Origin of the sequence: Pseudomonas sp. GL-RE-29 (genome assembly GCF_019947275.1) — a bacterium.
In the GTDB taxonomy this organism is placed as follows: domain Bacteria; phylum Pseudomonadota; class Gammaproteobacteria; order Pseudomonadales; family Pseudomonadaceae; genus Aquipseudomonas; species Aquipseudomonas fluorescens_A.
The window spans coordinates 146,494-173,162 of sequence record NZ_JAGYGD010000002.1; the positions used below are offsets into that span (position 1 = coordinate 146,494).

21 protein-coding genes and 1 pseudogene are annotated in these 26,669 nt (G+C 60.0%); 2 read left to right on the plus strand and 20 right to left on the minus strand.

Annotation, left to right across the window (positions count from 1 at the left end):
- Nucleotides 1–151 precede the first annotated feature (151 nt).
- The 18 genes from KGB21_RS02435 to hutC all read right to left on the minus strand — a co-directional run bounded on the left by KGB21_RS02435 (nucleotide 152) and on the right by hutC (nucleotide 22,779).
- Nucleotides 152–886 carry an amino acid ABC transporter ATP-binding protein gene (locus KGB21_RS02435; protein ID WP_034148587.1) on the minus strand — a complete coding sequence of 245 codons (735 nt, stop codon included), beginning with the start codon at nucleotides 884–886 and terminating at the stop codon, nucleotides 152–154.
- On the minus strand, nucleotides 879–1,838 hold the full coding sequence (locus tag KGB21_RS02440; RefSeq protein WP_223503406.1) for an amino acid ABC transporter permease: 960 nt from the start codon (nucleotides 1,836–1,838) through the stop codon (nucleotides 879–881). Before KGB21_RS02440 ends, KGB21_RS02435 begins: the two co-directional genes overlap by 8 nt.
- 182 nt (nucleotides 1,839–2,020) lie before the next feature.
- Complete coding sequence (locus tag KGB21_RS02445) at nucleotides 2,021–2,818, minus strand: transporter substrate-binding domain-containing protein (RefSeq protein WP_223503407.1); 798 nt, start codon at nucleotides 2,816–2,818, stop codon at nucleotides 2,021–2,023.
- Nucleotides 2,819–3,097: 279 nt separating this feature from the next.
- Complete coding sequence (gene mdoH / locus KGB21_RS02450) at nucleotides 3,098–5,668, minus strand: glucans biosynthesis glucosyltransferase MdoH (RefSeq protein ID WP_223503409.1); 2,571 nt, start codon at nucleotides 5,666–5,668, stop codon at nucleotides 3,098–3,100.
- Nucleotides 5,661–7,445, minus strand: coding sequence for a glucan biosynthesis protein G (locus tag KGB21_RS02455; RefSeq protein ID WP_172668671.1), 1,785 nt, complete (start codon nucleotides 7,443–7,445; stop codon nucleotides 5,661–5,663). Before KGB21_RS02455 ends, mdoH begins: the two co-directional genes overlap by 8 nt.
- Nucleotides 7,446–7,796: 351 nt before the next feature.
- Nucleotides 7,797–8,234: a D-aminoacyl-tRNA deacylase gene (gene dtd, locus KGB21_RS02460; RefSeq protein WP_034148582.1), complete on the minus strand. Its 438-nt coding sequence runs from the start codon at nucleotides 8,232–8,234 to the stop codon at nucleotides 7,797–7,799.
- The gene (pip, locus tag KGB21_RS02465; protein ID WP_223503411.1) at nucleotides 8,231–9,202 is read right to left on the minus strand and encodes a prolyl aminopeptidase; all 972 of its coding nucleotides are present in this window, start codon (nucleotides 9,200–9,202) and stop codon (nucleotides 8,231–8,233) included. The genes dtd and pip overlap by 4 nt, the downstream gene beginning before the upstream one ends.
- Before the next feature lie 195 nt (nucleotides 9,203–9,397).
- Nucleotides 9,398–10,201 (minus strand): N-formylglutamate deformylase, encoded by an 804-nt coding sequence (gene hutG, locus KGB21_RS02470; RefSeq protein ID WP_223503413.1) that lies wholly within the window; start codon nucleotides 10,199–10,201, stop codon nucleotides 9,398–9,400.
- 10 nt (nucleotides 10,202–10,211) lie between these two features.
- Nucleotides 10,212–11,417 (minus strand): imidazolonepropionase, encoded by a 1,206-nt coding sequence (hutI, locus tag KGB21_RS02475; protein ID WP_223503415.1) that lies wholly within the window; start codon nucleotides 11,415–11,417, stop codon nucleotides 10,212–10,214.
- Between the two features lie 126 nt (nucleotides 11,418–11,543).
- Nucleotides 11,544–13,082: a histidine ammonia-lyase gene (gene hutH / locus KGB21_RS02480; RefSeq protein WP_223503417.1), complete on the minus strand. Its 1,539-nt coding sequence runs from the start codon at nucleotides 13,080–13,082 to the stop codon at nucleotides 11,544–11,546.
- A 110-nt stretch (nucleotides 13,083–13,192) separates the two neighbouring features.
- Nucleotides 13,193–14,716, minus strand: a complete 1,524-nt coding sequence (gene hutH / locus KGB21_RS02485; RefSeq protein WP_223503419.1) for a histidine ammonia-lyase — start codon at nucleotides 14,714–14,716, stop codon at nucleotides 13,193–13,195.
- Between the two features lie 153 nt (nucleotides 14,717–14,869).
- The gene (locus KGB21_RS02490) at nucleotides 14,870–15,700 is read right to left on the minus strand and encodes a glycine betaine/L-proline ABC transporter ATP-binding protein (RefSeq protein ID WP_223503421.1); all 831 of its coding nucleotides are present in this window, start codon (nucleotides 15,698–15,700) and stop codon (nucleotides 14,870–14,872) included.
- Complete coding sequence (locus KGB21_RS02495) at nucleotides 15,697–16,548, minus strand: ABC transporter permease (protein WP_034148578.1); 852 nt, start codon at nucleotides 16,546–16,548, stop codon at nucleotides 15,697–15,699. The genes KGB21_RS02490 and KGB21_RS02495 overlap by 4 nt, the downstream gene beginning before the upstream one ends.
- A 191-nt stretch (nucleotides 16,549–16,739) precedes the next feature.
- Nucleotides 16,740–17,708, minus strand: a complete 969-nt coding sequence (locus tag KGB21_RS02500; protein ID WP_034148577.1) for an ABC transporter substrate-binding protein — start codon at nucleotides 17,706–17,708, stop codon at nucleotides 16,740–16,742.
- Nucleotides 17,709–17,777: 69 nt separating this feature from the next.
- The gene (locus tag KGB21_RS02505) at nucleotides 17,778–19,250 is read right to left on the minus strand and encodes a purine-cytosine permease family protein (RefSeq protein WP_034148576.1); all 1,473 of its coding nucleotides are present in this window, start codon (nucleotides 19,248–19,250) and stop codon (nucleotides 17,778–17,780) included.
- 140 nt (nucleotides 19,251–19,390) lie between these two features.
- On the minus strand, nucleotides 19,391–21,073 hold the full coding sequence (gene hutU, locus KGB21_RS02510) for a urocanate hydratase (protein WP_223503422.1): 1,683 nt from the start codon (nucleotides 21,071–21,073) through the stop codon (nucleotides 19,391–19,393).
- Nucleotides 21,074–21,544: 471 nt separating this feature from the next.
- Nucleotides 21,545–22,114 (minus strand): HutD family protein, encoded by a 570-nt coding sequence (locus tag KGB21_RS02515; protein WP_223503424.1) that lies wholly within the window; start codon nucleotides 22,112–22,114, stop codon nucleotides 21,545–21,547.
- Entirely contained in the window at nucleotides 22,111–22,779 is a 669-nt protein-coding gene (gene hutC, locus KGB21_RS02520; RefSeq protein WP_263386106.1) for a histidine utilization repressor, read from the minus strand. Before hutC ends, KGB21_RS02515 begins: the two co-directional genes overlap by 4 nt.
- A gap of 188 nt (nucleotides 22,780–22,967) precedes the next feature.
- On the opposite strand from hutC, the gene KGB21_RS02525 reads away from it, so the two are divergent.
- On the plus strand, nucleotides 22,968–24,332 hold the full coding sequence (locus KGB21_RS02525; RefSeq protein WP_034148572.1) for a formimidoylglutamate deiminase: 1,365 nt from the start codon (nucleotides 22,968–22,970) through the stop codon (nucleotides 24,330–24,332).
- Nucleotides 24,333–24,434: 102 nt separating this feature from the next.
- Here KGB21_RS02525 and KGB21_RS02530 read toward each other — a convergent pair whose 3' ends face one another.
- Both KGB21_RS02530 and KGB21_RS02535 read right to left on the minus strand, forming a co-directional pair.
- The gene (locus tag KGB21_RS02530) at nucleotides 24,435–25,004 is read right to left on the minus strand and encodes a lipocalin family protein (protein WP_034148571.1); all 570 of its coding nucleotides are present in this window, start codon (nucleotides 25,002–25,004) and stop codon (nucleotides 24,435–24,437) included.
- Nucleotides 25,005–25,034: 30 nt separating this feature from the next.
- The gene (locus KGB21_RS02535) at nucleotides 25,035–25,289 is read right to left on the minus strand and encodes a lipoprotein (protein WP_034148570.1); all 255 of its coding nucleotides are present in this window, start codon (nucleotides 25,287–25,289) and stop codon (nucleotides 25,035–25,037) included.
- Nucleotides 25,290–25,582: 293 nt separating this feature from the next.
- On the opposite strand from KGB21_RS02535, the pseudogene KGB21_RS29530 reads away from it, so the two are divergent.
- Nucleotides 25,583–26,605 (plus strand): annotated as a pseudogene (locus KGB21_RS29530) (cache domain-containing protein); the annotation flags it as partial.
- Between the last annotated feature and the right edge of the window lie 64 nt (nucleotides 26,606–26,669).

Here is a 26,669-nt window from a genome sequence, read left to right on the forward strand (position 1 = left end):
ATTTATTGGCCTCGGTTCGCTCTATACCGGGGTGATGCTATCGCTGGCAAGCCACCTCCCACAGGTTTGCAGGCGATCACAAAGTTTGTGTTCAACCCCATTCACTGTAGGAGCTGGCTTGCCAGCGATGGCGTCCGAGAGGACGCCGCAGTTACAGGACTTGTCGCAAAAACGCCTGTGCCCGCGGATCCTTCGGCGCATCGAAGAACTCCGCCGGCGAGGCGTCTTCCAGCAACTTGCCGTGATCGAAGAACAACACCCGATCTGCCACTTCCCGAGCGAAGCCCATTTCGTGGGTGACGCAGACCATGGTCATGCCTTCGACGGCCAGGTTTTTCATTACGTCCAGCACTTCGCCGACCATTTCCGGGTCCAGCGCCGAGGTTGGCTCATCGAACAGCATGACCTTCGGTTCCATCGCCAGCGCGCGGGCGATCGCCACGCGTTGTTGCTGGCCGCCGGACAGGCGTGACGGAAACTCGTTGGCCTTCTGCGCAATACCGACCTTTTCCAGCAGCGCCATGGCCTTGGCCTCGCGCTCTTTCTTGCCGCGCTTGCGCACGACTTTTTGCGCCAGGCAGAGGTTTTCCAGCACGGTCATGTGCGGGAACAGGTTGAAGTGCTGGAACACCATGCCGACTTCGCGGCGGTAGGCGTTTACATCGGTTTTCGGGTCGGCCAGTTGCAGACCGTCGATGCTCACCGAGCCGGAGTCGAACTCTTCAAGGCCATTGAGGCAACGCAGGAAGGTCGATTTTCCGGAGCCGGACGGACCGATGACGACCAGCACTTCGCCCTTGGCGACATTCGTGCTGACGTTATCCACCGCGCGTACCACCTGGCCACGGGTGTCGAAGACTTTTACCAGATCGCGGACTTCAATCACTTTGCGCGAGCCTCCGCTCAAGCCGACTGGCGATTTTCGACAGCGGCAGGTTGATCAACAGGTACAGACCGGCGACGCAGAACAGGATTTCGAACGGTGAGAACGAAGTGGTGATGACTTCACGACCACTTTTCAGCAGCTCGGTAATCGCGATCACCGACACCAACGAAGTGTCTTTCACCAGGCTGATGAACTGCCCGGCCAACGGTGGCAGTACGCGCTTGAACGCTTGCGGCAGCACCACGTGACGCATCGACTGGCCAGCGCTCAAACCCAGGGAGCGTGCGGCTTCGTTCTGGCCACGGGCGATCGACTGCACACCGGAGCGGATGATCTCCGCCACGTAGGCGCCGGTGAACAGCGACAGCGCGGCAATCCCGGCGAATTCCCGAGACAGGTTCATCACCGTGCCGATGAAGAAGTAGAAAATGAAGATCTGCACCAGCAGCGGCGTGCCGCGTACCAGTTCGACATAAATCGTCGAAAGGTCGCGCAGGGTCGGGTTGTTCGATAGCCGACACAGACCGGTGGCGAGACCGATCAACAGGCCAAGCACGCCGGAAACAACGGACAGCCATAAGGTGGTCCAGAGGCCCCACATCAGCGGCCCTGCGGCCCAATGACGGGTGACGCCGATCACGTCGCCCTCAGCCACATCATCGCCCTGGGCAACTTGCAGACTGTTTTCATCGACGGTCAGGTGCTGCTCATCGCCAGCGTCATTGCGCAGGGTGACTTCAGCCTTGTCGCCCTTGCGCACCAGTTCACTGACGGTCGAGATGTCGGCGGCGCGCTGGGACTCTTCCGCGTGGTAGGCGAAGTATTGCGGCACGCGGTTCCAGCGCCATTCGTAGGACATCAGCGAGGTGGCGTAATACAAGGCACTGGCCAGGCCGATCAGCACCACCACGGTCAGCACGTGCCAGGGCCATTGGGCTTTTTTCTGTTTCATTTAAGGATAAATCCATAACGATCAGGGTGCTCGCTCCCTCTGTGGCGAGGGAGCTTGCTCCCGCTGGGGTGCGAAGCAGCCCTGAAATCAGCTACCGCGCAACGTCGGGTAGAACGAGTCATCCGGTTTGCGACTGCTTCGCAGCCGAGCGGGAGCAAGCTCCCTCGCCACAGAGACAGGCCTTATTCCATGTCCTTGAGCCACTCGGTGCTCTTGAACCACTTGTCATGGATGCGATCGTAGGTGCCGTCTTCGTGGATCTGGTGCAGGAAGTTGTTGATGAAGTTGATGCTGTCGTAATCACCCTTCTTCAGGCCGAAGGCCAGGGGCTCGTAGGTGAACGGCTTGTCGAGGAACACCAGTTTGCCGTTGCCGACCTTGTTCACCGCCACGACGTTGTAAGGCGCATCGTAGATGAAGGCGTCGGCCTTGCCGTTGACCACGTCGAGCACGGCTTCCTGCTCGTTGTCGTAGCCGTGGTACTTGGCTTTGGAGATCAGCTTCTTGGCCACCATTTCACCGGTAGTGCCGAGCTTGGAGGTGATGCGGTAGTCGGCGGTGTTCAGGTCTTTGTAGGACTTGATGGTGCCTTCCAGCTCCTTGCGGATCAGCAGGGTCTGGCCGACCACGATGAACGGTTCGCTGAAGTTCAGGCGCAGGTTGCGTTCCTGGGTCAGCGTCATGCCGCTGCCGATCATGTCGAACTTGTCAGTGAGCAGGGCCGGGATGATGCCGTCGTAACCGGTCGAAACCAGCTCCAGTTTGACGCCCATGGCCTTCGACATGGCTTTGAGGATGTCGACTTCGAAACCGATGATCTCGCCGCGTTTGTTGGTCATTTCGAACGGCATGTAGGTCGGGTCCATGCCGACTTTCAAGGTGCCGCGCTTGACCGCGTCATCAATCGCACCAGCCTGCGCCGTGTTGATTGCAACCAATGCCGTGACGCCGACCAGCAGCATCGACAGATACTTCTTCATCTTCAAGTCCCCAAAACCATTGCGTTTGCGGCGCGAAATCGACAGTTTTCCAGTGAAAACAGGCAGATACGGACAAAAAAAGGTCCGGGCGCACCAATTCGGGGACGGATGCTATCGCACTCGCTCGATTGCACAAGGGTTTAGGCGGGAATTGTTGGTAGGCGGGGGATCTTGAAAGCAAAAGATCGCAGCCTCCGGCAGCGCCTACAGGGGCCGGGTTGAACCACATTTTTGTGGTCAACCGGATCACCGTAGGAGCAGCCGAAGGCTGCGATCTTTTTACGCCAACTGAGGCTGAACGCTCAGCGGCTTGAGCGGCAGCAACGGTGCATGGGGATCGGCCTTGACCGACTTGCGCCATGCGCCCAGCCACTCGGGGTGACCTTCGTTCCACACCTGCTCATGCAGGCGAGCCAAAGCGACCGGGTCGCTCAGCAGTTGCACCTTCTCGTTGTTGGTCAGGCCTTCAGGCCCAACCTTCATCGCGTGCCGCACACGTTCGATCCGCAGCCATTCGATCGGCTCAGCCTTATTGTGTCGGGAAGTTGCCAGCGAGCACGCCAGGGCGTTCTGCTGCGGGTCGACCACCGAACGGACGAAGCCGTCGTTGAGCGCATGCCAGCGGTTTTCGTGGGTGTATTGGTCGGTGGCGAGCAACGCTTGTGGCGGATTGTATTCCTCAGGGATCAGGAACAGGCTCTCGTCACGGGATTTGAGGCCCAGGCCAACACGGCTGGAGATCACGGAAACCGGGATCGACAGCATCAACGAACCGACGATCGGCACCAGCCACCAGAGGAAGCTCGGGTTCAGCCAGATCACCAGCAAGGCCCATAAGAAGCCGAGCAAGGTTTGCGGACCGTGGCGTTTTACCGCTTCGCTCCACGGCGTGGAGTCGTCGTCACGCTGCGGCGAGTTCCAGGTCGCGGCCCAGCCGAGGAATGCGGCCAGTACGAAACGGGTGTGGAAAATCATCCGCACCGGCGCCAGCAGCATGGAGAACAGCATCTCCAGCAGCATCGACAGGGTCACCTTGAACTTGCCACCGAACTCCTTCGCGCCCTTGGCCCAGATCAGGATGATGCTCAACAGCTTCGGCAGGAACAGCAGCACGATAGTGGTCGAGAACAACGCAATTGCCTTGTCCGGGTGCCATTGTGGCCACAGCGGATAGAGCTGGCGCGGTTCGAGGAAGTACTGCGGCTCCATCAGCGTGTTGACCGCCAGCAGCGCCGTCGACAGCACGAGGAAGAAGAACCACAACGGTGCCGACAGGTAAGACATCACGCCGGTCAGGAATACCGCACGGTGTACCGGGTGCATGCCTTTTACCAGGAACAGGCGGAAGTTCATCAGGTTACCGTGGCACCAGCGACGGTCACGCTTGAGTTCATCCAGCAGGTTCGGCGGCAGTTCTTCGTAGCTGCCCGGCAAGTCGTAGGCAATCCACACACCCCAACCGGCACGGCGCATCAGCGCGGCTTCAACGAAGTCGTGGGACAGGATCGCACCGGCGAACGCGCCTTTACCAGGCAACGGCGCCAGGGCGCAGTGCTCGATGAACGGCTTCATGCGGATGATCGCGTTGTGGCCCCAGTAGTGCGATTCGCCCAACTGCCAGAAGTGCAGGCCGGCGGTGAACAACGGGCCATACACGCGGGTCGCAAATTGCTGCATGCGCGCATAAAGGGTGTCCATGCCCGACGCCCGCGGCGCGGTCTGGATGATCCCGGCGTCGGGGGTGGCTTCCATCAAGCGCACCAGACTGGTCAGGCACTCACCGCTCATGACCGAGTCGGCGTCGAGAACGACCATGTATTTGTAGTCACCGCCCCAGCGACGGCAGAAGTCATCGAGGTTGCCGCTTTTACGTTTTACGCGACGGCGACGGCGGCGGTAGAAGATCTTGCCGAAGCCACCCGCCTCGCGGCAGACGTCCAGCCAGGCCTGCTGCTCGGCAACACAGATGTCGGCGTCGTTACTGTCGCTGAGGACGAAGAAGTCGAAACGATCCAGGTCACCCGTGGCCGCGACCGACTCGAACGTCGCGCGCAGACCGGCGAATACCCGCGGCACGTCTTCGTTGCAGATCGGCATCACCAGCGCGGTGCGTGCGTCCTTCGGGATCGGCTCGTTGCCGGCGCTTTTGCCGGAAATGCGGTATTTATCGTGACCGGTGAGCAACTCAAGGAAGCCCATCAACGCGGTCCAGAAACCGGCGGAGACCCAGCAAAACAGAATTCCGAAAAGGATCAGGATGCTGGTCTGCAACGCATAGGGCAGTACTTGTGTGGCGGTCTGCAGCAACGGTTGGTGCAGGACTTCTTCGAGGTCGACAAACGACCAGCCCTGGTATGGCATGAGGCCTTTCATGAACCAGCCGGCGACGATGGTCTGACCGATCATCAGTACCAACAGAATGTAGCGGCGGATCGAACCGACAGTGCGCCAGCGCGCCGCCGGCAGAACGTTCTCATCCTTCGGCGGCTTCGGCGGGTTGGTGCGACCGGTCAGACGCCTCCAGCCACGCACCAGGATATTGGTACGCCAGGGCTCCGGCACGACCTTGGTCCGACGAATCGGCGGGGTCGCCTTGAGGACGACCCGACCACTGGCGTCGAGCGCCAGCATTTCGGCGTCCTGCAATTCTTCGGCGGTGCTCAGGGTAAGGCGCTTGCCGACCGATGCCTGGGCGGCCTCGGTCGGGGCGTCGAATGTCGAAGACGACAGACGTTCGTGCAACTCGCTGAAAGACTTGCAACCCGCGAGTTCCGCGCGCTGCTGGTCGGTCATCGGCAGGTGAGCCAGGTACTCGGAAAGCGACTCTGGCTGTACTTGGGAATTACTCATCGGCAGGCAACTGATAGCTCCAGGTCTCGGTCAGGACTTCTTCAGTCGGTGCCGATTCCGGTGTGGCTGGGACCGCGTCGGCAGCTGCAGGCTGCTTGGCGTCGGTGTTGGCCTTTTCCTTGGCATCTGCAACTGGCTTGGCGTCGGCCTGCTTGGCCTCGGCGGCCTTGGCTTCCTTGTCGGCTTTTTCCGCCTGCTTGGCGGCAACCTTGTCAGCCTTGGCAACGGACGAAGTGGACGCCGGAACGGAAGACTTCGCGAGATCGGCAGGCACGATGTTCTGGACCAGTGCGGCGCGCATCTCGGTGGCCTTGCTCGGGTCCTTGATCTTCATGCGCAGGGTCAGGCGCCAGCCCTTGGTTTCAGGGTTATAACGCACGCTGTTCTCTACCAGCTCGGCGTTATCGCCGACGCTGACCTGGCTGCGAACATCCGTTTCCGGAGGCAGTGCCGCCAGGGACGGACCTTCGAAGTCCACCAGATACGCAACGCTACCGTCCGGCTGACGAATCAGGTTGGACTGTTTAACGTCGCCGGTAGAACGCAGGGTCTGCTTGACCCAGGCGCTGTCCGGGGCATGGATCGCTGCTTCGTCCATGGTCCAGTGCATACGATATGCGACATCGAGCGGCTGGCCAGGTTCAGGCAACTTTTCCGGGCTCCAGAAGGCCACGATATTGTCGTTGGTCTCGTCGGCGGTCGGAATCTCTACCAGATCGACGGAGCCTTTGCCCCAATCGCCTTTCGGTTCGATCCAGGCGCTTGGGCGCTTGTCATAACGGTCGTCGAGGTCTTCGTAGTGGCTGAAGTCGCGGCCACGTTGCAGCAAGCCGAAACCGCGCGGGTTCTCGACCGAGAAGTTGCTGACGGCCAGGTGTTTCGGATTGTTCAACGGACGCCAGATCCACTCGCCGTTGCCGGCATGGATCGACAGACCGCTGGAGTCATGCAGTTCGCGACGATAGTTCAGCACTTTCGAAGGCTGGTTGGCGCCGAACAGGTACATGCTGGTCAGCGGCGCAACGCCAAGCTTGGTGACTTTGTCACGCAGGAACATCTGTGCCTTGACGTCGACAATGGTGTCGCTGCCCGGACGCAGGGTCAGGCGATAGGCACCGGTCGCGCGAGGCGAATCCAGCAACGCGAAGATCACCAGGTGCTTGTCGCCCGGCTTCGGTTGTTGAATCCAGAACTCGCGGAAACGCGGGAATTCTTCGCCGGACGGCAATGCGGTGTCGATCGCCATGCCGCGAGCAGACAAGCCATAAACGTGACCCTTGCCGACAACGCGGAAGTAACTCGCGCCGAGCATGGTCATGATTTCGTCTTGTTTGTCGGCCTTGTTGATCGGGTACAGCACACGGAAACCGGCGTAGCCCAGTTGTTCGGTGGCTTTTGGATCGAATTTCACATCGCCGAAATCGAAACGACTTGGGTCGTATTTGATCTCTTCGACGGTGTTAGCCGTGATTTCGTTGATTTTCACCGGCGTATCGAAGTGCATGCCCTGGTGATAGAACGACAGCTTGAACGGGGTCTTCTGGTCCGCCCACTCAGCCTTTTCAGTCAGGAAACGAATTTTCTGATAGTCCGCGAATTTCATTTCACGGAATTCAGTCGGCAGGTTACTGCGCGGAGCTTCGTACTTCTGCCCGGCCAGCTCTTTTGCCTTGACCGACACATCATCCAGATTGAATGCCCAAAGCTGACCGGCGCTGAGCAGGCAGAGCAGTGCAGAGCCCGCTACCAGAGCGCTACGTAACCGTTTGGCAGACATTTTTGGTGCGTTACAGGGACTAACAATCACGAGCAACCCTCGCCGAAAACAGATCAAAAAACCAACGGCCAGTTAAAGGATCCGCACGGTGTCCGGTAGAAAAAAACCGGCCTTGCAGACCACTCTTGCCAAGTTGGCGAGCATTGTTCCGACTCCGCTGGGTCAAAATGATTCCCCAATCGGATCCGGACAAGTCTCTACCTAAGTCAAAATGGACCAACGAACGCTGATCCCCGTAGCGCGCGATTATCTAGTAGGCCGCGTTACAACGCATCAGGGGTAACAAAGTATTTATCGGTAAAAACGCCTGTTTTCAGTCGAAAAGCGCTTAAAAAGATGTTTCAAGCGCTTTCAGGTCTGTAACAGAAAGGTGACAGGGCCATCATTGACCAGGTGCACCTGCATATCCGCGCCGAATCTACCTGATGCCACAGTGCCATGCACCTGTTTCGCTTTGCCTAATAGATAGTCGAAAAGCTCCTCGCCCAGGGCCGGAGGCGCCGCGGTAGAGAAACTCGGGCGCAACCCGCTCTTTGTGTCGGCGGCCAGGGTGAACTGCGAGACCAGCAGCAACCCGCCGCCCACATCCGCCAAGGACAGATTCATCTTGCCCTCGGCGTCGCTGAACACTCGATAGTTAAGCAGCTTATTGAGAAGTTTGTCGGCGCTGGCCCGAGTGTCCTCGGGCTCGACCGCCACCAGCACCAGCAACCCCTGATCGACTGCGCCCACCACCTCGCCCGCTACCTCGACTCGCGCGCCACGCACGCGCTGCAACAGGCCCTTCATGCTTCGTCGGGGGCCAGGTCGAGCAGGCGTCGGGCCATCCGATCGGCAGCGCGCACCAAGGCATCGGTAATCCCCGGTTCGGCGGCCGCATGGCCGGCGTCACGGATAATTTGCAGCTCGCTGTTCGGCCAGGCTTGATGCAATTCCCAGGCGTTATCCAGCGGACAGATCACGTCGTAGCGGCCATGGATGATCACGCCGGGCAAATGGGCGATCTTGCCCATGTCGCGGATCAACTGGTTCGGCTCAAGGAAGGCATTGTTTGTGAAGTAGTGGCACTCGATGCGGGCGATGGACAGCGCACGTTGCGGCTCGGAGAAACGGTCGACCACCAGCGGGTTCGGGCGCAGGGTCGCGGTCCGGCCTTCCCAGGTGGACCAGGCTTTGGCCGCGTGCATTTGGGCGATCTGATCGTTGCCGGTCAGGCGCTTGTGGAAAGCCGTGAGCAAGTCGCCGCGCTCATCCAGTGGAATCGGCGCGATGTAGTCCTGCCAGTAATCGGGGAACAGACGGCTGGCGCCGGCCTGATAGAACCACTCGATTTCCTGCGGACGGCAGAGAAAAATCCCGCGCAGGATCAGACCGTGCACACGCTCCGGATGGGTTTGCGCGTAAGCCAGCGCCAGGGTCGAACCCCAGGAACCGCCGAACAGCACCCATTTGTCGATGCCCAGGTGTTTACGGATGCGCTCAAGGTCGGCAACCAGATCCCAGGTGGTGTTGTTTTCCAGGCTGGCGTGCGGCGTGGAGCGACCGCAACCACGCTGGTCGAAGGTAACAATGCGATACAGATTGGGATCGAAGTAGCACCGACTCTGGGCATCACACCCGGCACCCGGGCCACCGTGAATGAACACCACCGGCAAACCTTCCGGCGATCCGCTTTCGTCAACATACAGCGTGTGGGTTTCGTCGACGGCCAGATCGTGCCGGGCGTGGGGTTTGATCTGCGGGTACAAAGTCTGCATTGCGCGCTCCGTAAGGGGTCGAGGTCATCCCTGGGGGGACTTCTATTATTCTGCCGTTGGGCATCATAAACCCGAATTACGCCAATGAGCATGTCCCCTGTAGGAGCTGCCGCAGGCTGCGATCTTTTGATCTTGAAAATCAGAATCAAAAGATCGCAGCCTGCGGCAGCTCCTACAAGGGAATCGCGTTGGGATTCAGCGTTTGTAGAGTTCCTTACCCCACGTGAGCAAACCTTGTAACAACTCTTTCAATACCACCCGAGTCGGCTCGGCCAGATCCGGCCGATAACGGAACGGCTCGAACTCTTCCATATACGTGCACTGCCCCAACTCCAGTTGCACGGCATGGATGTTTTCCGCCGGGTTGCCGTAATGCCGGGTGATGTGGCCACCCTTGAAGCGCCCGTTGAGCACATGGCTGTAGTCCGGGTGCCCGGCGCAGATCGCTTCCAGTTGCGTCGCCAGCTGTGGATCGCAACTTGCGCCATTGAAGGTGCCGAGGTTGAAGTCCGGCAGTTTGCCGTCAAACAGGTGCGGAATGATCGAGCGGATCGAGTGCGCGTCGAACAGCAATGCGTAGCCGAACTCGGCTTTCAGTCGCGCCAGCTCGTTCTGCAAGGTGCCGTGATACGGCGTCCAGATCTGTTCCAGGTAGGTCGCGCGTTCTTCTTTCGAAGGCTCCATTCCTTCACGGAACAAAGGAATGCCGTCGAACAATGTCGCCGGATACAGACCGGTGGTAGCGCCGACATATAAAGGCTTGTCGTCGGACGGACGGTTCAGGTCAATGACGAACCGCGAGTACTCGGCGGCCAGGGTGCTGGCGCCCAGTTCGGCGGCGAAATCGTAAAGCTGCGGGATGTGCCAGTCGGTGTCCGGCAGGCTTTTCGCGTCGGGGATCAGCCCGGCCTCGACTGCCGGCGTCAGGCGCACACCGGCGTGGGGCATGCTGATCAGCAGCGGTACGCGGCCTTGTTTGAAGTTCAGAACCTTATCCACAACTGTTCTCCTAAACGCTCGTTTCGACGCCGTGACGCACGACGCGTTTTTCCAGATCGCCGCCCAGCCAGTACGACAGGTCGGCCGGACGATCGATTTGCCAGGCAACAAAATCCGCGACCTTGCCGGCCTCAAGGGAACCGTGAGTGTCGGCCATGCCCAACGCGGTGGCAGCATGGATCGTCGCGCCGGCCAAGGCTTCTTCCGGGGTCATGCGAAAACAGGTGCAGGCCATGTTCAGCATCAGGCGCAGCGACAATCCCGGCGAGGTGCCCGGGTTGAGGTCGCTGGCGATGGCGATTTTCACGCCGTGCTTGCGCAGGGCTTCCATCGGCGGCAGCTGGGTTTCGCGCAGAAAATAGAACGCGCCGGGCAGCAAAACCGCGACGGTGCCGGACTGGGCCATGGCGATGGCGTCGTCTTCGGTCATGAATTCCAGATGATCGGCGGACAGTGCGTGGTAACGCGCCGCCAGTGTCGAGCCGTGCAGGGACGACAACTGTTCAGCGTGCAGCTTTACCGGCAGGCCCAGTTCTTGCGCGGTGATGAACACGCGTTCGACCTGCGCTGGCGAAAACGCCAGGTATTCGCAGAACGCATCGACCGCATCCACCAACCCTTCGGTGGCCAGGGCCGGGAGCATTTCAGCGCAAATGTGATCGATATAATCGTCAGCGCGATCCTTGTATTCCGGGGGCAAGGCGTGAGCGGCCAGGCAAGTGGCGCGCACGCTGACCGGCAGTTCGGCGCCGAGGCGACGGGCTACACGCAGCATCTTGCGCTCGTTGGCCAGGTCGAGGCCGTAACCGGATTTGATCTCGATGCTGGTCACGCCGTCGCGCATCAGGCTTTTCAAGCGCTTGGCGGCGCTGGCGAACAGCTCGTCTTCGCTGGCCGCGCGCGTGGCGCGCACGGTGCTGGCGATGCCGCCGCCGCTTGCGGCGATTTCCGCGTAGCTGACGCCTTGCAGACGCTGCTCGAATTCGCCGCTGCGGTTACCGCCGAACACCGTGTGGGTGTGGCAATCGATCAGGCCCGGCGTGACCCAGGCCCCTTTCAAGTCGTTGACGGCCGGGTACTCGCCCGCCGGCAGTTCAGCGCGCGGGCCAACCCATTCAATGAGCGCACCGGACGTCACGATGGCCGCGTCCTCGATGATCGAGTAGACGCCTTGCGCCATGGTTGCGACGTGGCAGTGTTGCCAGAGGGTTTTCATCCCGGGTTCCTCGTCTTGTTCAAAATCGAATCGCTGGCAAGCCAGCTCCCACAGTGACCCGGGTGTCTGTAATTTTTGTGTTCACACCAGATCCCTGTGGGAGCGGGCTTGCCCGCGATGGGGCCCTTAGAGGCTAGGAAGCAACTTGGCCGAAACCAGCTCGTTCAAGCACCGCGACGCCAGCAGCTCGCTCGCCGCATTGATGTCCGGCGCAAAGAACCGGTCCTTCTCATAAAACGGCACTTCGTTGCGCAGAATCGCCCGCGCCTTTTCCAGTTTCGGCGAGGTCTTCAGGCCGTTGCGCAAGTCCAGACCCTGAACCGCCGCCAACCATTCCACCGCCAGAATCCCGCGAGTGTTCTCGGCCATTTCCCACAGACGCTTGCCCGCCGCCGGAGCCATGGACACGTGGTCTTCCTGGTTGGCGGAGGTTGGCAGGCTGTCCACCGAATGCGGATGGGACAGCGCCTTGTTCTCGCTGGCCAGTGCGGCAGCGGTCACTTGGGCGATCATGAAGCCGGAGTTCACGCCACCGTTGGCCACCAGGAACGGCGGCAGTTGCGACATGTGCTTGTCCATCATCAACGAGATGCGGCGCTCGCTCAGGGAGCCGATTTCAGCGATGGCCAGGGCCATGTTGTCAGCGGCCATGGCCACTGGCTCGGCGTGGAAGTTGCCGCCGGAGATCACGTCGCCTTCAGCCGCGAAAACCAACGGGTTGTCGGAGACCGCGTTGGCCTCGACGGCCAGCACTTCGGCCGCCTGACGGAATTGAGTCAGGCAGGCGCCCATAACTTGCGGCTGGCAGCGCAGGGAGTACGGGTCCTGCACTTTTTCGCAGTTTTCGTGGGAGTCAGAGACTTCACTGCGCTCACCCAGCAGATCGCGATACGCGGCAGCGGCGTCGATCTGGCCTTTCTGGCCACGAGCCGCGTGGATGCGGGCGTCGAATGGCGAGCGCGAGCCGAGTACGGCTTCAACGGTCAAGCCACCGAGCGCCAGGGCTCCGGCGAACAGGTCTTCACCTTCGAACAGGCCACGCAGGGCAAATGCGGTGGACACCTGAGTACCGTTAAGCAGCGCCAGGCCTTCTTTTGCGGCCAGGGTCAGCGGCGTCAGTCCGGCGACTTTCAGCGCTTCGGTGGCTTCCATCCACTCGCCTTTGTAGCGCGCCTTGCCTTCACCCAACAGCACCAGCGACATGTGAGCCAGAGGCGCCAGGTCGCCGGATGCACCAACCGAGCCTTTCAGCGGAATGTGTGGGTAAACCTCGGCGTTGATCAGGGCGATCAGCGCGTCGATCACAACGCGGCGGATGCCGGAAAAACCACGGCTCAGGCTGTTGACCTTGAGCACCATGATCAAGCGCACCAGATCGTCGCTGATCGGCTGGCCGACACCGGCGGCGTGGGACAGCACCAGCGAGCGTTGCAGGTTTTCCAGGTCTTCGCTGGCGATACGGGTAGAGGCCAGCAGGCCGAAACCGGTGTTGATGCCGTAGGCGGTGCGGTTCTCGGCGAGGATCTGTTCCACGCAGGCGACACTGGCTTCGATCTGGGCCGAGGCGCTGTTGTCGAGGGTCAGTTTCACCGGTTGCTGATACACCTCACGCAGTTGGGCGAGGGTCAGTTGGCCAGGGATCAAATTAAGCGCAGTCACATTCATTCTCCTTTTGAGAGTTTTATTAACTAACCAGACGCTCCGGAGATGTCCGTTGTCCGTCGCTTCCCACCTTTTGGGGGGCTGGCGCCTTGGCACGCTGGCTTATGTAGAAATCAGTTCAGGTTCGGCAAAGCCTTGTGCAGCAAATTCGCTTCTTTCAAGACACCGGCAGCGGCAGCGATGTCCGGCGCCAACCAGCGGTCCTGATCGTAGGCCGGGACGCGCTCACGCAGCAGTCGCCACGCCGCATCGGTGCCGGCACCGAAACGTTGCTCCTTGAGGAATTCGAACGCCTGGGCCGCCAGCAAGTACTCGATGGCGAGGATCTGCGTGCAGTTTTCCAGGGCGCGATGCAGCTTCAGCGCGGCGTTGGTGCCCAGGCTCAGGTGATCTTCCTGCAGGCCCGAAGTGACGTAGTTGTCGAGCACCGCCGGTTGCGCCAATTGGCGGTTTTCCGCGCACAGCGACGCGGCGACGTATTGCACGATCATCATCCCGGAATTCACACCCGGGTTGGCTACCAGGAACGCTGGCAGGCCGCTGACGTGCGGGTTGATCAACCGATCCAGGCGACGCTCGGCGATGGAGCCGATTTCCGCCATGGCAATCGCCAGCAGATCCGCGGCCATTGCGACGGACTGGCCGTGGGGGTTGGCTTGGGAAACCACGCGGTAGTTGTCCGCGGTGCCCAACACCAGCGGGTTGTCGGTGGCGCTGTTGAGTTCGGTTTCAATTTGCTTGGTCGCATGCAGCAGTTGGTCGCGAGCGGCGCCGTGTACCTGCGGGATCGAGCGAATGCTCAAGGCGTCCTGGGTGCGAATGCCTTTGCTGCTGGCGATCACTTCACTGCCATCAAGCAATGCGCGTAAGTTGATGCCGACCTGCTGCATGCCCGGGTGCGGTTTGAGCGCGATGATTTCGGCATCGAAGGCGTCGATCTGCCCGCGCTGCGCTTCAAAACTCATGGCACCGATCACGTCGGCCCATTCCAGCAGATGCGCGGCGTCAGCAATGGCCAGGCAGCTCAGGCCCGTCATGCATGGCGTGCCGTTGACCAGGCACAGTCCATCTTTGGCACCCAGCTTGACCGGTTGCAGGCCTTCTTCCGCCAACGCCTGCTGCGCGGAAACGATCTGCCCGCGATAGCTGACATTGCCGACGCCCAGCAGCGCGATGCCGATGTGCGCCATGTGGGTCAGGTAACCCACGGAACCCTGGGACGGCACTTGCGGGGTGATGCCGCGATTGAGCAGCGCCAGCAGTGCTTCGACCACTTGGCGATGCAGGCCGGATTTGCCATGGCTGTAGTTGACGACGGCAGCGCACATGATCGAGCGGGTTTGCTCGTTGGTCAGCGGTGCACCTACGCCACAGGCGTGGCTGAGCAAGGTGTTGCGCGACAACTGACTGAGTTGTTCGTCCTGCAGCGAGACGTTGCACAGCGCACCCAGGCCGGTGTTGATGCCGTAGGCGCGTTCGCCGCTGGTGACGATGCGCTGGACGATCGCCTGCGCGTTTTCGATGCGTGCCCAGATCTGGGGGGACAGCTCAAGCTGTGCGCCATGACGGGCGACGGCGACCACGTCCTGCCAAGTGACCTGCGCTTCGGTGATAACGATTTTTTCAGCCTGGGACATCTGGAGCCTCATACAAAATTCATGGACATGTGACACCTGTGGCGAGGGAGCTTGCTCCCGCTGGGCTGCGTAGCGGCCCCAAAATTTTGCGACCGCTTCGCGCTCGAGCGGGAGCAAGCTCCCTCGCCACAAAAGCGGTCCCGCCACCCACTTTTAAACCACCGCAGCCCGACGCTGCACGAACCGGTCGACATACTCATCCGCCGGCGAATGCAGGATCTCCCTTGGCGTGCCGACCTGGATCAGGCGGCCGTCCTTGAGGATCGCGATGCGGTTGCCGATGCGCACGGCCTCGTCGAGGTCGTGGGTGATGAAGACGATGGTTTTGTGCAGGGTCTTTTGCAGTTCCAGCAACTGGTCCTGCATCTCCGCGCGGATCAGCGGATCAAGGGCACTGAAGGCTTCGTCCATCAGAATGATGTCGGTGTCCGCCGCCAGTGCGCGGGCCAGGCCGACACGCTGACGCATGCCGCCCGAGAGCTGGTGCGGGTATTTGTTTTCGTAGCCCTTGAGGCCCACGGTGTTGATCCAGTGCAGCGCGCGCTCAGCGCACATTTGCTTGCTCTCGCCACGGATCTTCAGGCCATAGGCGACGTTTTCCAGCACGCTCTTGTGCGGCAGCAGGCCGAAACTCTGGAACACCATGCTGATCTTGCGCCGGCGAAATTCGCGCAGGGCTTCCATGTCGTATTGCAGGATGTCCACGCCGTCCACCAGGATCGCGCCGCTGGTCGGGTCGATCAGGCGGTTGAAGTGACGCACCAGGGTGGATTTGCCGGAGCCGGACAGGCCCATGATCACGAAGATCTCGCCGCTGCCGATGCTCAGGGACAAATCGTTCACGCCGACCACACAGCCGGTTTCGGACAGCACCTGATCTTTGGTCTTGCCTTGGCCGATCATGGCCAGCGCCTCCTTGGAACGGTTGCCGAAAATCTTGAAGACGTTTTTGACTTCGATCTTGCTCACGGTTGCGTTGTTCATTTGCTCACCTCATGCCGTGCACGACCGTACGCCTGTGTAATGCGGTCGATCACTACGGCCAGAATCACGATCGCCAGGCCGGCTTCCAGCCCACGTCCGACGTTGAGGGTCTGAATCCCCACCAGCACGTCTTCACCCAGGCCACGGGCACCGATCATCGAGGCGATCACCACCATCGACAGGGCCATCATGGTGGTCTGGTTGATACCCGCCATGATGCTCGGCAGGGCCAGCGGCAGTTGCACGCCGAACAGTTGCTGCCAGCGGTTGGCACCGAAGGCGTTGATCGCTTCCATCACTTCGCCGTCGACCTGGCGAATACCCAGATCGGTCAGACGGATCAGCGGCGGTGCGGCGTAGATCACGGTGGCGAAAATCGCCGGGACCTTGCCCAGGCCGAACAGCATCAGCACCGGGATCAGGTACACGAAACTCGGCATGGTCTGCATGATGTCCAGCAGCGGCATCAGCACCGAACGCAGACGATTGCTGCGTGCCGAGAGAATGCCCAGCGGAATGCCGATCAGCACCGAAATGATCGTCGCCACCATCATCAGCGCGAGGGTTTGCATCAGCTTGTCCCAGAGGCCGACCGCACCCACCAGGAACAGCAGACCGACGATAACCGCCGTGGTCACGACTTTACGGGTCGCATGCCAGGCCACGCCGGCGACGATCGCCAGCATCAGCCACCAGGGCGCCGCACGCAGCAGCCCTTCAAGATTGACGATGGCCCACAACAGGGTGTCGGAGATGTGGCGGAACACGTCGCCGTAGTTGGTGACCAGCGAATCGACCCAACCGTTGACCCAGTCGGCGATGGAAAAGGTAAAGCTTTCGGGAAACATAAGAGACTCTCAATCAAGGGCTTTTAAGCACCGCAAGCGGTGCTTAAAAGCTTGCCCTTATAGACAAGCTGTTTGAAAACGTAGCGAGCGAAGGCAAGACAAGGCGAAAGCAGGCGAGAAAGCGGAGTTGACTTTAGTCAATGAGCATTTCGAGTCTGCTTTCAACGCAGTATTGCCGAGCGCAGTAGTTTTCAAAGCGCTGCGTCGATTTTCTTGGCTGCGTCTTCGCTCACCCATGCGTGCCAGACTTCAGGATGTTCCTTCAGGAAGATCTTGGCCAGTTTTGGCGACTCGATGCGCTCTTTGGTCATGCGACCCAGGTTCTGGTTCAGCAGGTCGATTGGAATGTTGACCTTTTCCAGCACGCTCACCAGTTCCGGTGCTTCTTCGTGGAAAGTCTTGGACAGGCCGACCTTGATATCCACGGTCTTGTTCACACCGGGTTTCTCTTCGAGTTTCACCACGTCGATCTGGCCCATCAGCGGGGTTGGCGACCAGTAGTAGAACAGGATCGGCTCGCCACGCTTGTAGCTCGACAGCACCGCGGCATCCAGCGCCGGGCCGGTGCCTGGGCGGAAGTTGGTGTAGGTGCTTTCCAGGCCGTAGCTTTTCAGCATTTCGCTGTTGTCGAGCTCACAGGTCCAACCGGCCGGGCAGTTGTAGAAACGGCCCTTGGCAGGCTCTTCAGCGTCCTTGAACACGGCGGAGTATTTGGCCAGGTCGGCGATGTTTTTCAGGTCCGGCGCCTTGGCCTCCAGCTTACGCTTGGCGTCGCCTTCGATCACGTAACGCGGCACGTACCAGCCTTCGATGGCACCGACCACCGGCGCGCCGACACCGACGACTTTGCCGGCCTTCTCGGCCTTGTTCCAGACTTCACTGCGGCCGACCCATTCTTCAGCAAACACCTGGATGTCGTTGCTGCTCAAGGCGTTTTCCATGGTGATGGAGTTGCCCGGCAGGCTGTCGGTCTTGCAGTCGTAGCCTTTCTCCAGCACGACTTGCATCACGTCGGTCAGGAGCATGGCGCTTTCCCAGTTCAGGCCGGCGAATTTCACCGGTTTGCCCGACTCGCACCAACCCGCCGCCTGAGTGGCGCCAGCGCTGGCCAGCAGGCCCATGGAAAGCAAAGTGGTCAGCAGGGTCTTGTTCGATTTCATTGTGTGACGCTCCTAATCATGAATTGGCTTACGGCAGTCAAGAGGCATCCAGCCCTGTCCACGTCCAAATCAGGCCTGCGCCGCAGCGCGACCGGCCCCGCTTGTTTTAGGTTGTACAACGCTGTCCTGCTCGACCGGCAGAATCATTTGATCGGGCACGCTGCCGTGCCATTTTTTTGCACACACGTAATACAGGGCTGCGGGAATCACCAGACCGATGATCCAGGAAATATCCACGTCACCCAGCGCAGCCACCAGCGGGCCGGTGTAGAACTTGGTGGAGATGAACGGCAGCTGCACCAGCACACCGAAAACATAGACGCTGATACCGAGGGCGTTCCAACGGCCGTAGCGACCATTCGGATCGGCCAGCGCCGGCACGTCATAGCGCTCGCGGGTGATGCAGTAGTAGTCCACCAAGTTGATCGCGCTCCATGGCGTGAAGAACGCCAGCAAGAACAGGATGAAGGACTTGAACGCACCGAGGAACGAGTGCTGGCCGAGCAATGCCATCAGGGTCGCTGCACCGACAATCACCAGCACGAAGGCCAGACGCTGCAAGCGCGTGACTTTCAGCTCACCACGGAAGCCGCTGATGATGGTCGCTATGCACATGAAGCTGCCATAGGAGTTCAGCGTGGAGATGGTGACCTTGCCAAACGCGATGCTGAAGTACAGCAGCGCAGCGGTGGCACCGGTACCGCCCAGACCGACGATGTAGGCTACTTCGTGACCGGCGAATTGGCCGTTGGCCGAAGCGGCGGCAAACACGCCGAGGATCATCGCCACTTGCGCGCCAATGACCGAACCCGCACCCGCAGCGAAAAAGGTTTTCACCGAGGAAACGGTGCTCGGCAGGTAGCGTGAGTAGTCAGCCACGTAGGGGCCGAAAGCGATCTGCCAGGACGCCGCGAGCGACACCGCCAGCAGGAAGCTGCTCCAGCTGAAGTGACGGATTTGCAGGAGTGCGCCAACGTCCACCTGGGTCATCAGGCGGCTGAACAGATACACAAAGGCAATCACGCCAATGACACTGGCGACACGGCCGATCCAATGGATCACCCGATAGCCCAGCACCGTGACCAGCACGATGACACTGGCAAAAATGAGGATACCGACGCTGTCGCTGACACCAAACAACTGACCCAGCGCCTGGCCGGAAAGGACCGTGCCCGTTGCGGTAAAGCCCAGGTACATCAGGCACACCAGCACAATCGGGATGGCCGCACCGTAGACGCCGAACTGCACCCGGCTGGAGATCATCTGCGGCAAGCCAAGCTTGGGCCCTTGCGCGGCATGCAGCGCCATCACGCCGCCGCCGAGCAGTTGGCCGATCAACAGACCGATCAACGACCAGAACACATCACCGCCCAGCACCACGGCCAAAGCCCCGGTGACAATCGCGGTGATCTGCAGGTTGGCACCCATCCACAAGGTGAACTGGCTGAACAGACGACCGTGTCTTTCCGCTTCCGGGATGTAGTCGATCGAGCGTTTCTCGATCAACGGTTTGCTGCCTGCACGCTCGCTGTTAACAGCCATGGTTCAACCTCTGTGGATTGTTATTCGGTGTTGGTGTGATCCCCTGTAGGAGCCGGCTTGCTGGCGATCCATGCGGCGCGGTGTAACTGGTGCACCGCACAGATGCTATCGCCAGCAAGCCGGCTCCTACAGGGCAAGCATTACTTGCCAGTAATCATCGGCAGGTTCAGCCCTTGTTCCTTGGCGCAGTCGATGGCGATCTGGTAACCGGCATCGGCGTGACGCATAACGCCAGTGGCCGGGTCGTTGTGCAGCACGCGAGCGATACGCTCGGCCGCTTCGTCAGTACCGTCGCAGACGATCACCATGCCCGAGTGCTGGGAGAAGCCCATGCCGACGCCGCCGCCGTGGTGCAGGGAAACCCAAGTCGCGCCGCTCGCGGTGTTCAGCAGAGCGTTGAGCAATGGCCAATCGGACACAGCGTCGGAACCGTCCTGCATCGATTCGGTTTCGCGGTTCGGGCTCGATACCGAACCGGAGTCCAGGTGGTCGCGACCGATGACGATTGGCGCGGACAGCTCGCCGCTGCGAACCATTTCGTTGAATGCCAGGCCCAGCTTGGCGCGCAGGCCCAGGCCAACCCAGCAGATACGCGCCGGCAGACCCTGGAAGCTGATGCGCTCGCGGGCCATGTCCAGCCAGTTGTGCAGGTGCGCGTCGTCCGGGATCAGTTCTTTGACCTTGGCGTCGGTCTTGTAGATGTCTTCAGCGTTGCCCGACAGTGCAGCCCAACGGAACGGGCCGATACCACGGCAGAACAGCGGACGGATGTAAGCCGGTACGAAACCCGGGAAGTCGAATGCGTTTTCCACGCCTTCTTCCTGCGCCATTTGACGGATGTTGTTGCCGTAGTCGAAGGTCGGCACGCCCATTTTCTGGAAGTCCAGCATCGCTTTAACGTGCACGGCCATCGATTGCTTGGCGGCTTTGATTACAGCGGCCGGCTCGGTCTTGGCGCGAGCGCGGTACTGGTCCCAGGTCCAGCCGGCAGGCAGGTAACCGTTAAGCGGGTCGTGGGCGCTGGTCTGGTCGGTGACCATGTCCGGGCGTACGCCGCGCTTGACCAGTTCAGGCAGGATTTCTGCCGCGTTGCCCAGCAGAGCGATGGAGATCGCCTTGCCTTCCTTGGTGTATTTTTCGATGCGAGCCAGCGCGTCGTCGAGGTCAGTGGCTTGCTCGTCGACATAGCGGCTTTTCAGACGGAAATCGATGCTCACCTGTTGGCATTCGATGTTCAGCGAGCAAGCGCCGGCCAAGGTTGCGGCCAGTGGCTGAGCCCCACCCATGCCGCCCAGGCCAGCGGTCAGTACCCACTTGCCTTTCAGGTCATCGTTGTAATGTTGGCGGCCGGCTTCGACGAAGGTTTCGTAGGTACCCTGGACGATGCCCTGGCTGCCGATGTAGATCCAGCTGCCGGCGGTCATCTGGCCGTACATGGCCAGGCCTTTGGCGTCCAGTTCGTTGAAGTGCTCCCAGCTCGCCCAGTGCGGAACCAGGTTGGAGTTGGCGATCAGCACGCGTGGAGCATTGGTGTGAGTCTTGAACACGCCGACCGGCTTGCCGGATTGCACCAGCAGGGTCTCGTCGTCGTTCAGGTTGGTCAGGCTCTCGACGATCTTGTCGTAGCATTCCCAGTTACGTGCCGCACGACCGATACCGCCGTAAACCACCAGTTCTTTAGGGTTCTCGGCGACTTCCGGGTCGAGGTTGTTCATCAGCATGCGCAGCGGCGCTTCGGTCAGCCAGCTCTTGGCGGTCAGCTTGTTACCGCGGGCAGCGCGGATTTCAACGTCACGAAACTTCGTAGGTTTATTGTCAGTCACGAAAAAGACTCCTCAGCGATCAATCCAAACCAACCCTGGCGGTGGGTAAGCCAGCCTGTGCGCGTCAAAGCGCAGCAAGCGAATCAGTGGACGTTGCGGGGAGTCTCGAATCGACTCATACGCATACGTCTTTACTTGTACATACAAGCATATGCAATCAAGCGGCCAACTTGTTGGATGGGTGTTCAAGAATAATTCTGGAGCGGCTGGAGAGCGCCTGGATCAAGGGTTCTGGCGAAGATGAAATTTTTTGCGGGGATTTTTTTGAGGAGGTGTTAATTGTTACTTGAGCGTGGTTTTGCGCCACGCTGGGGCGTTCGGTAACAAAGTGGTGCGCTTTTAGGAACGTTTAAATAGCAAAAGATCGCAGCCTTCGGCAGCTCCTACAGGGATCATGTGCACCACACAATTTGTGGACAACATCGATCCTGTAGGAGCTGCCGAAGGCTGCGATCTTTTAAGGGTTTTGAATCAGCGTGCGATCAGCTCGATCACGCAGCACGGACCATTACTGGAGACTTCCAGCAAGCCGTTGTTACCGTCGAATTGCAGGCAATCATGGCGACCCAGTTGCTGGACGCTGTTACCAACGCTCACTCCCAGCGTGTCACTGACACTGAAAACCAGCACTGTGCCGGCCTCGCTGAAAAACCGCTGCTCACCATCCAGCCACTGCAACCTTGCGCTGTAACGCTGCGGCGCATAGATCAGGTTGAAATCGCGGATCGGTCCACCGAGCAAAGTGCAGGAGACTTTGCTTTCGCCACTGAAGGCAAACGGATCGATCGGTAACAACGACCGCGTGACTTGACCGTCCACCGACAAGGTCATGCCGTCACCCTGCAATACGGTGATGATCCGCTCGTAACCGGCGAACGTCGAAAACCCGCCCGACTCACCAATGTCGGCAATCGACAGGCGCCAGCCGAAACCATCCAGGCCAGTCCCGGCATCGCGGGTGATTTCCTCGGTGCTGCCGCCGCCGTTCTTCCACGGCATGCGCGGGTAATCTTTGGCGCGTAGAACTTTCAAACTGCTCATTTATGAAAGCGACCTTCCAGACGATGACGGGAACCGGGGTGTATCAAACGGGCGGCGGTCACGGGCTGACGGCCGGACCAGGTGCGGCGACGAATCAACAGGCACGGCTCGCCTTTTTCAATCTGCAGCAACTTGCATTCGGACGACTCGGCCAGAATCGCCTCGACCACGTGCTCGCCTTCGGTCAGCGGCGCGACCTGGTTCAAATAGGCGTAAGGCGTTTGCAGGGTGAAGTCCTGCTTGAGGTAGTCCGGCGCGACCAGTGCGTTGACGAAACGGTCTTCGATTTGCACCGGAATATCGTTTTCGAAATGCACGATCAGCGAGTGGAAAACTTTCTGGCCTTCGCGCATGTCCAGGGCCAGCGCGCGCTCGGAACCGGCAGCCTCTTCTTCAAGGGTGATGACCTTGCAGGTGTGGCGATGGCCACGGGAGGCGATTTCGTCGGCGATGTTGTGCACTTCAAACAATGCGGACTGGCTTTTTGGCTCGGCGACGAACGTGCCAACGCCTTGCATGCGCACCAACAGACCGTCGGCGGTCATCTCGCGCAGGGCTCGGTTGATGGTCATGCGGCTGAAGCCTAGCTGACTGACCAGCTCGCTTTCGGACGGCACGCGGTAGTGCGGCGGCCAGTTTCCACTGTCAATTTGCTGGGTGATCATTTGTTTGACGCGAGCGTACAAGGGCGCCGGACTGTCGCCCAAATTGGCACTCAGCGGCGATGTGGCAGGCGGAGTCGGCACGGTTAATCCTTGTTCATTTGTCGAGGGTTACTAGATTGCCGGAGTTTACCGAGCAGGCAAACGTCTGTATATGTATATACAAATAACACACGATGGGGTGCTGAACCATGTCCGCCTTCTTTGCCGAACGCGCGCTGCTGCCTAGTGGATGGGCCAACAATGTACGTCTTGAGGTCAGCGCCGACGGCGTATTGACCCATATCCAGGCCGATTCCCACGCAGATGGCGCCGAAAAGCTGAGCGGTCCGCTGCTGCCGGGCATGCCGAATCTGCACTCCCATGCGTTCCAGCGCGCCATGGCGGGTCTTGCGGAAGTGGCCGGCAATCCGAACGACAGTTTCTGGACCTGGCGCGATCTGATGTACCGCCTCGTCGGAAAAATCAGCCCGGAGCAACTGGGCGTTATCGCCCGTCAGCTGTACATCGAAATGCTCAAGGCCGGTTACACCTCGGTGGCGGAATTTCATTACGTGCATCACGACAACAACGGCCAGCCTTACGCTGATCCGGCGGAATTGGCGCTGCGCATCAGCCAGGCCGCCCGTTCTGCCGGTATCGGCTTGACCTTGCTGCCGGTACTCTACAGCCACTCCGGGTTCGGTGGCCAAACGCCGAACGAAGGCCAGCGCCGCTTTATCAACAGCACCGAAAATTACCTCAAACTGCAATCGCGCCTGCAACCGATCCTGGCACAGCAACCGGCGCAGTCCCTTGGTTTGTGTTTCCACTCGTTGCGCGCGGTCACGCCGCAGCAGATCAGCGAAGTCCTGGCCGCCAGCGACAAGCAGTGCCCGGTGCACATTCACATCGCCGAACAGCAGAAAGAAGTTGACGACTGCCTGAGCTGGAGCGGCCGTCGTCCGCTGCAATGGCTGTATGAGAATACCGAGGTCGACCAACGCTGGTGCCTGGTCCACGCGACCCACGCCAACCCGGAAGAAGTTACGCTGATGGCCAAGAGTCGCGCCATCGCCGGGCTGTGCCTGACCACCGAAGCCAACCTCGGCGACGGGATTTTCCCGGCGGTGGACTTCCTCGCCCAGGGCGGGCGCATGGGCATTGGTTCCGACAGCCATGTGTCGTTGAGCGTGGTGGAAGAGTTGCGTTGGCTGGAATATGGCCAGCGTCTGCGCGATCAGCGCCGCAACCGTTTGTATGGCGCGGATCAGCCGATGGTTGGCCGCACGTTGTTTGATGCCGCGCTGGAGGGTGGCGCCCAAGCGTTGGGGCAGCCGATTGGCGCATTGGAAGTCGGCAAGCGTGCGGATTGGCTGGTGCTGGATGGCAACGATCCGTACCTGGCGACGGCGAGCGGTGACGGGATTTTGAATCGCTGGTTGTTTGCCGGTGGCGATCGGCAGGTGCGGGATGTGCTGGTGAACGGCCAGTGGGTCGTGCGTGATGGGCGGCATGCCGGGGAAGAGGAAAGCAATCGCGCCTTCACCCAGGTGTTGCGCGACCTCTTGGGCTAAGGCCCGCCCTTTGTAGGAGCCGGCTTGCTGGCGATTGCGATTTGCCTGACACACCGGGGTGTCTGAATCGCCAGCAAGCCGGCTCCTACAGGGTTTATTGGATCAGTTTGAAGTCTTGGCCATCTGCGTATCCGACGCCCGCCAAATCAACCGCGTAGTGTCGTAACCCTGCTGACGCGCCTTGCTCAGCAACTCTTCACGCACCACACCATTGACCTTCGGTGTGCGTGACAACAGCCACAAATATTTGCGACTCGAGTCACCGACGATAGCCGTCTTGTAGTCATCGCTGACGTAAAGAACCCAGTACTCGCCCTTCGCAACGCCTGGAATCAGCCTCGAAAACCAGGTATCGAACTCGACCCACAATTTGTCGAACTTGCCCGGCACCTGCGGATAAGCCGTACCCTTGACCTCTTCCCACTGCCATTGCGCCGTCAGGCAGCGGTTCAATACCGCTACGTTGCCGTCAGGCTTGAGCGTGTAATGGGCTTCGGATTGCGCGCAGTCGCGCTGGAAGTACATCGGCAGTCGGGCCAACTCATACCAGGTGCCCTGGTAACGCTTGAGGTTGACGCTGCTGGCCGTCTTGGGTGCCAACGTATCCTGGCCAGAAGTGGCACAGCCGGCCAATAGCAGGCCGGCAAAAAGCATCATCAATAACCGCTTCATTGTTTTTCTCCGTGGGCGCATCGCCCCGGTTTACTTCAGGCCTTGGCCGGAAAACATCAGCACTTTGTCACCGGCAAACTGCACGCTGATAAAGCTGTTCTTGTCGCCCCAGGTGCAACTGGACATGCCGAGCGCGCCCGAACAATCGGTCGGTTTGCCGAGCAAGGTTTCAACCTCGGCCTTGGCCATACCGGACGAGAGTTTCGAGTAATTTTCCTGATTGACCTTGCTGCACGCAGCCAACAACACGCAGAACGAAAGCAGGGCGATGGAACGCAGCGACATGGTGAAACTCCGAGGACGAAGGGATTGGCATGGCTGCCAAGCTGAACCTTAGAAGAGAAAACCTCTATCTGGTTCCCTGGCCGACCGGCTATTTATCAGGCCACTCGTCTGCCTTCTGATGGAAAATCAGCCACTTTGTTCGGCTACCGGGCATTTCGTCGGTTTTCGCCAAAAGCGCCTAATCTTTGGCGCCGCCCAGTCGACATAAATGGCAGCGCAATGCCCACGTCCGTGGCGATTGCCACCCTATGTCGTCCAGTCTTCCCGCGGTAGCTCATTTAATGACCAGAAACATGAAGTTCAGCCACAAGATCTTGTTGGCTGCTGCCCTCGTGGTGGCCGTTGCATTCGCTTGTTTCATCTTGTTCAACGACTATCGCCAGCGTCAGACGTTGCGCACCAGCACCGAAGCCTCGATGCAGGAACTCGGCAGCCTGACCACCAGCAACATCCAGACCTGGCTGGAAAGCCGCATGCAGTTACTGCAATCGATGGCCCAACAGGTCAGTGCCGACGGCAACGCTATCGCCAGCTTGAAGCGAGTCATCGACCTGCCCGCCTACACCGGCAATTTCCAGTTGAGCTACTTTGGTGGCGCCGATGGTGTGATGTTCTCGGTCCCGGCGGGCAACCGCGCGGCGGACTACGACCCACGTGCCCGTGGCTGGTACAAAGCGGCAAACAGCGCGCAACAAACCATCGTTACGGAACCGTACATCGCCGCCTCATCCGGCAAACTGGTCATCACCGTGGCCACTCCGGTGCAGCGCCAGGGCCAAATGATCGGCGTCGCCGGGGCCGACATCGACCTGTCCAGCGTCAGTGCGATCATCAACTCGCTGAACTTCGGCGGCCACGGTCACGCCTTCATCGTCAGCGCCGACGGCAAAATCCTGATTCACCCGGACAGCAAACTGGTGCTGAAAAACCTGGCAGACGCCTACCCCAATGGCGCACCAAAAGTCAGCCCGGGCATGAAAGAAGTCGAGTTCGACGGCAAGCGCCAGTTCATCTCCTTCACCCACGTCAACGGCGTGCCTTCGGCGGATTGGTATGTGGCGCTGGTGCTCGACCAGGACACCGCCTTCTCGATGCTCAGCGAATTCCGCACCTCCGCGGTCATCGCCATGTTCATTGCGGTGGTGATCATCATTGCGTTGCTGGGCATGCTCATCAGCTTCCTGATGCAGCCATTGCTGACCATGGGTCGCGCCATGCACGACATCGCCGAAGGCGAAGGTGACCTGACCAAGCGCCTGACCATTCACGGCCACGACGAGTTCGGCGCATTGGGGCTGTCGTTCAACCGCTTCGTCGAGCGGATTCATACTTCGATCATCGAAGTGTCCTCGGCCACCGGCCAGGTCAACGAAGTTGCCC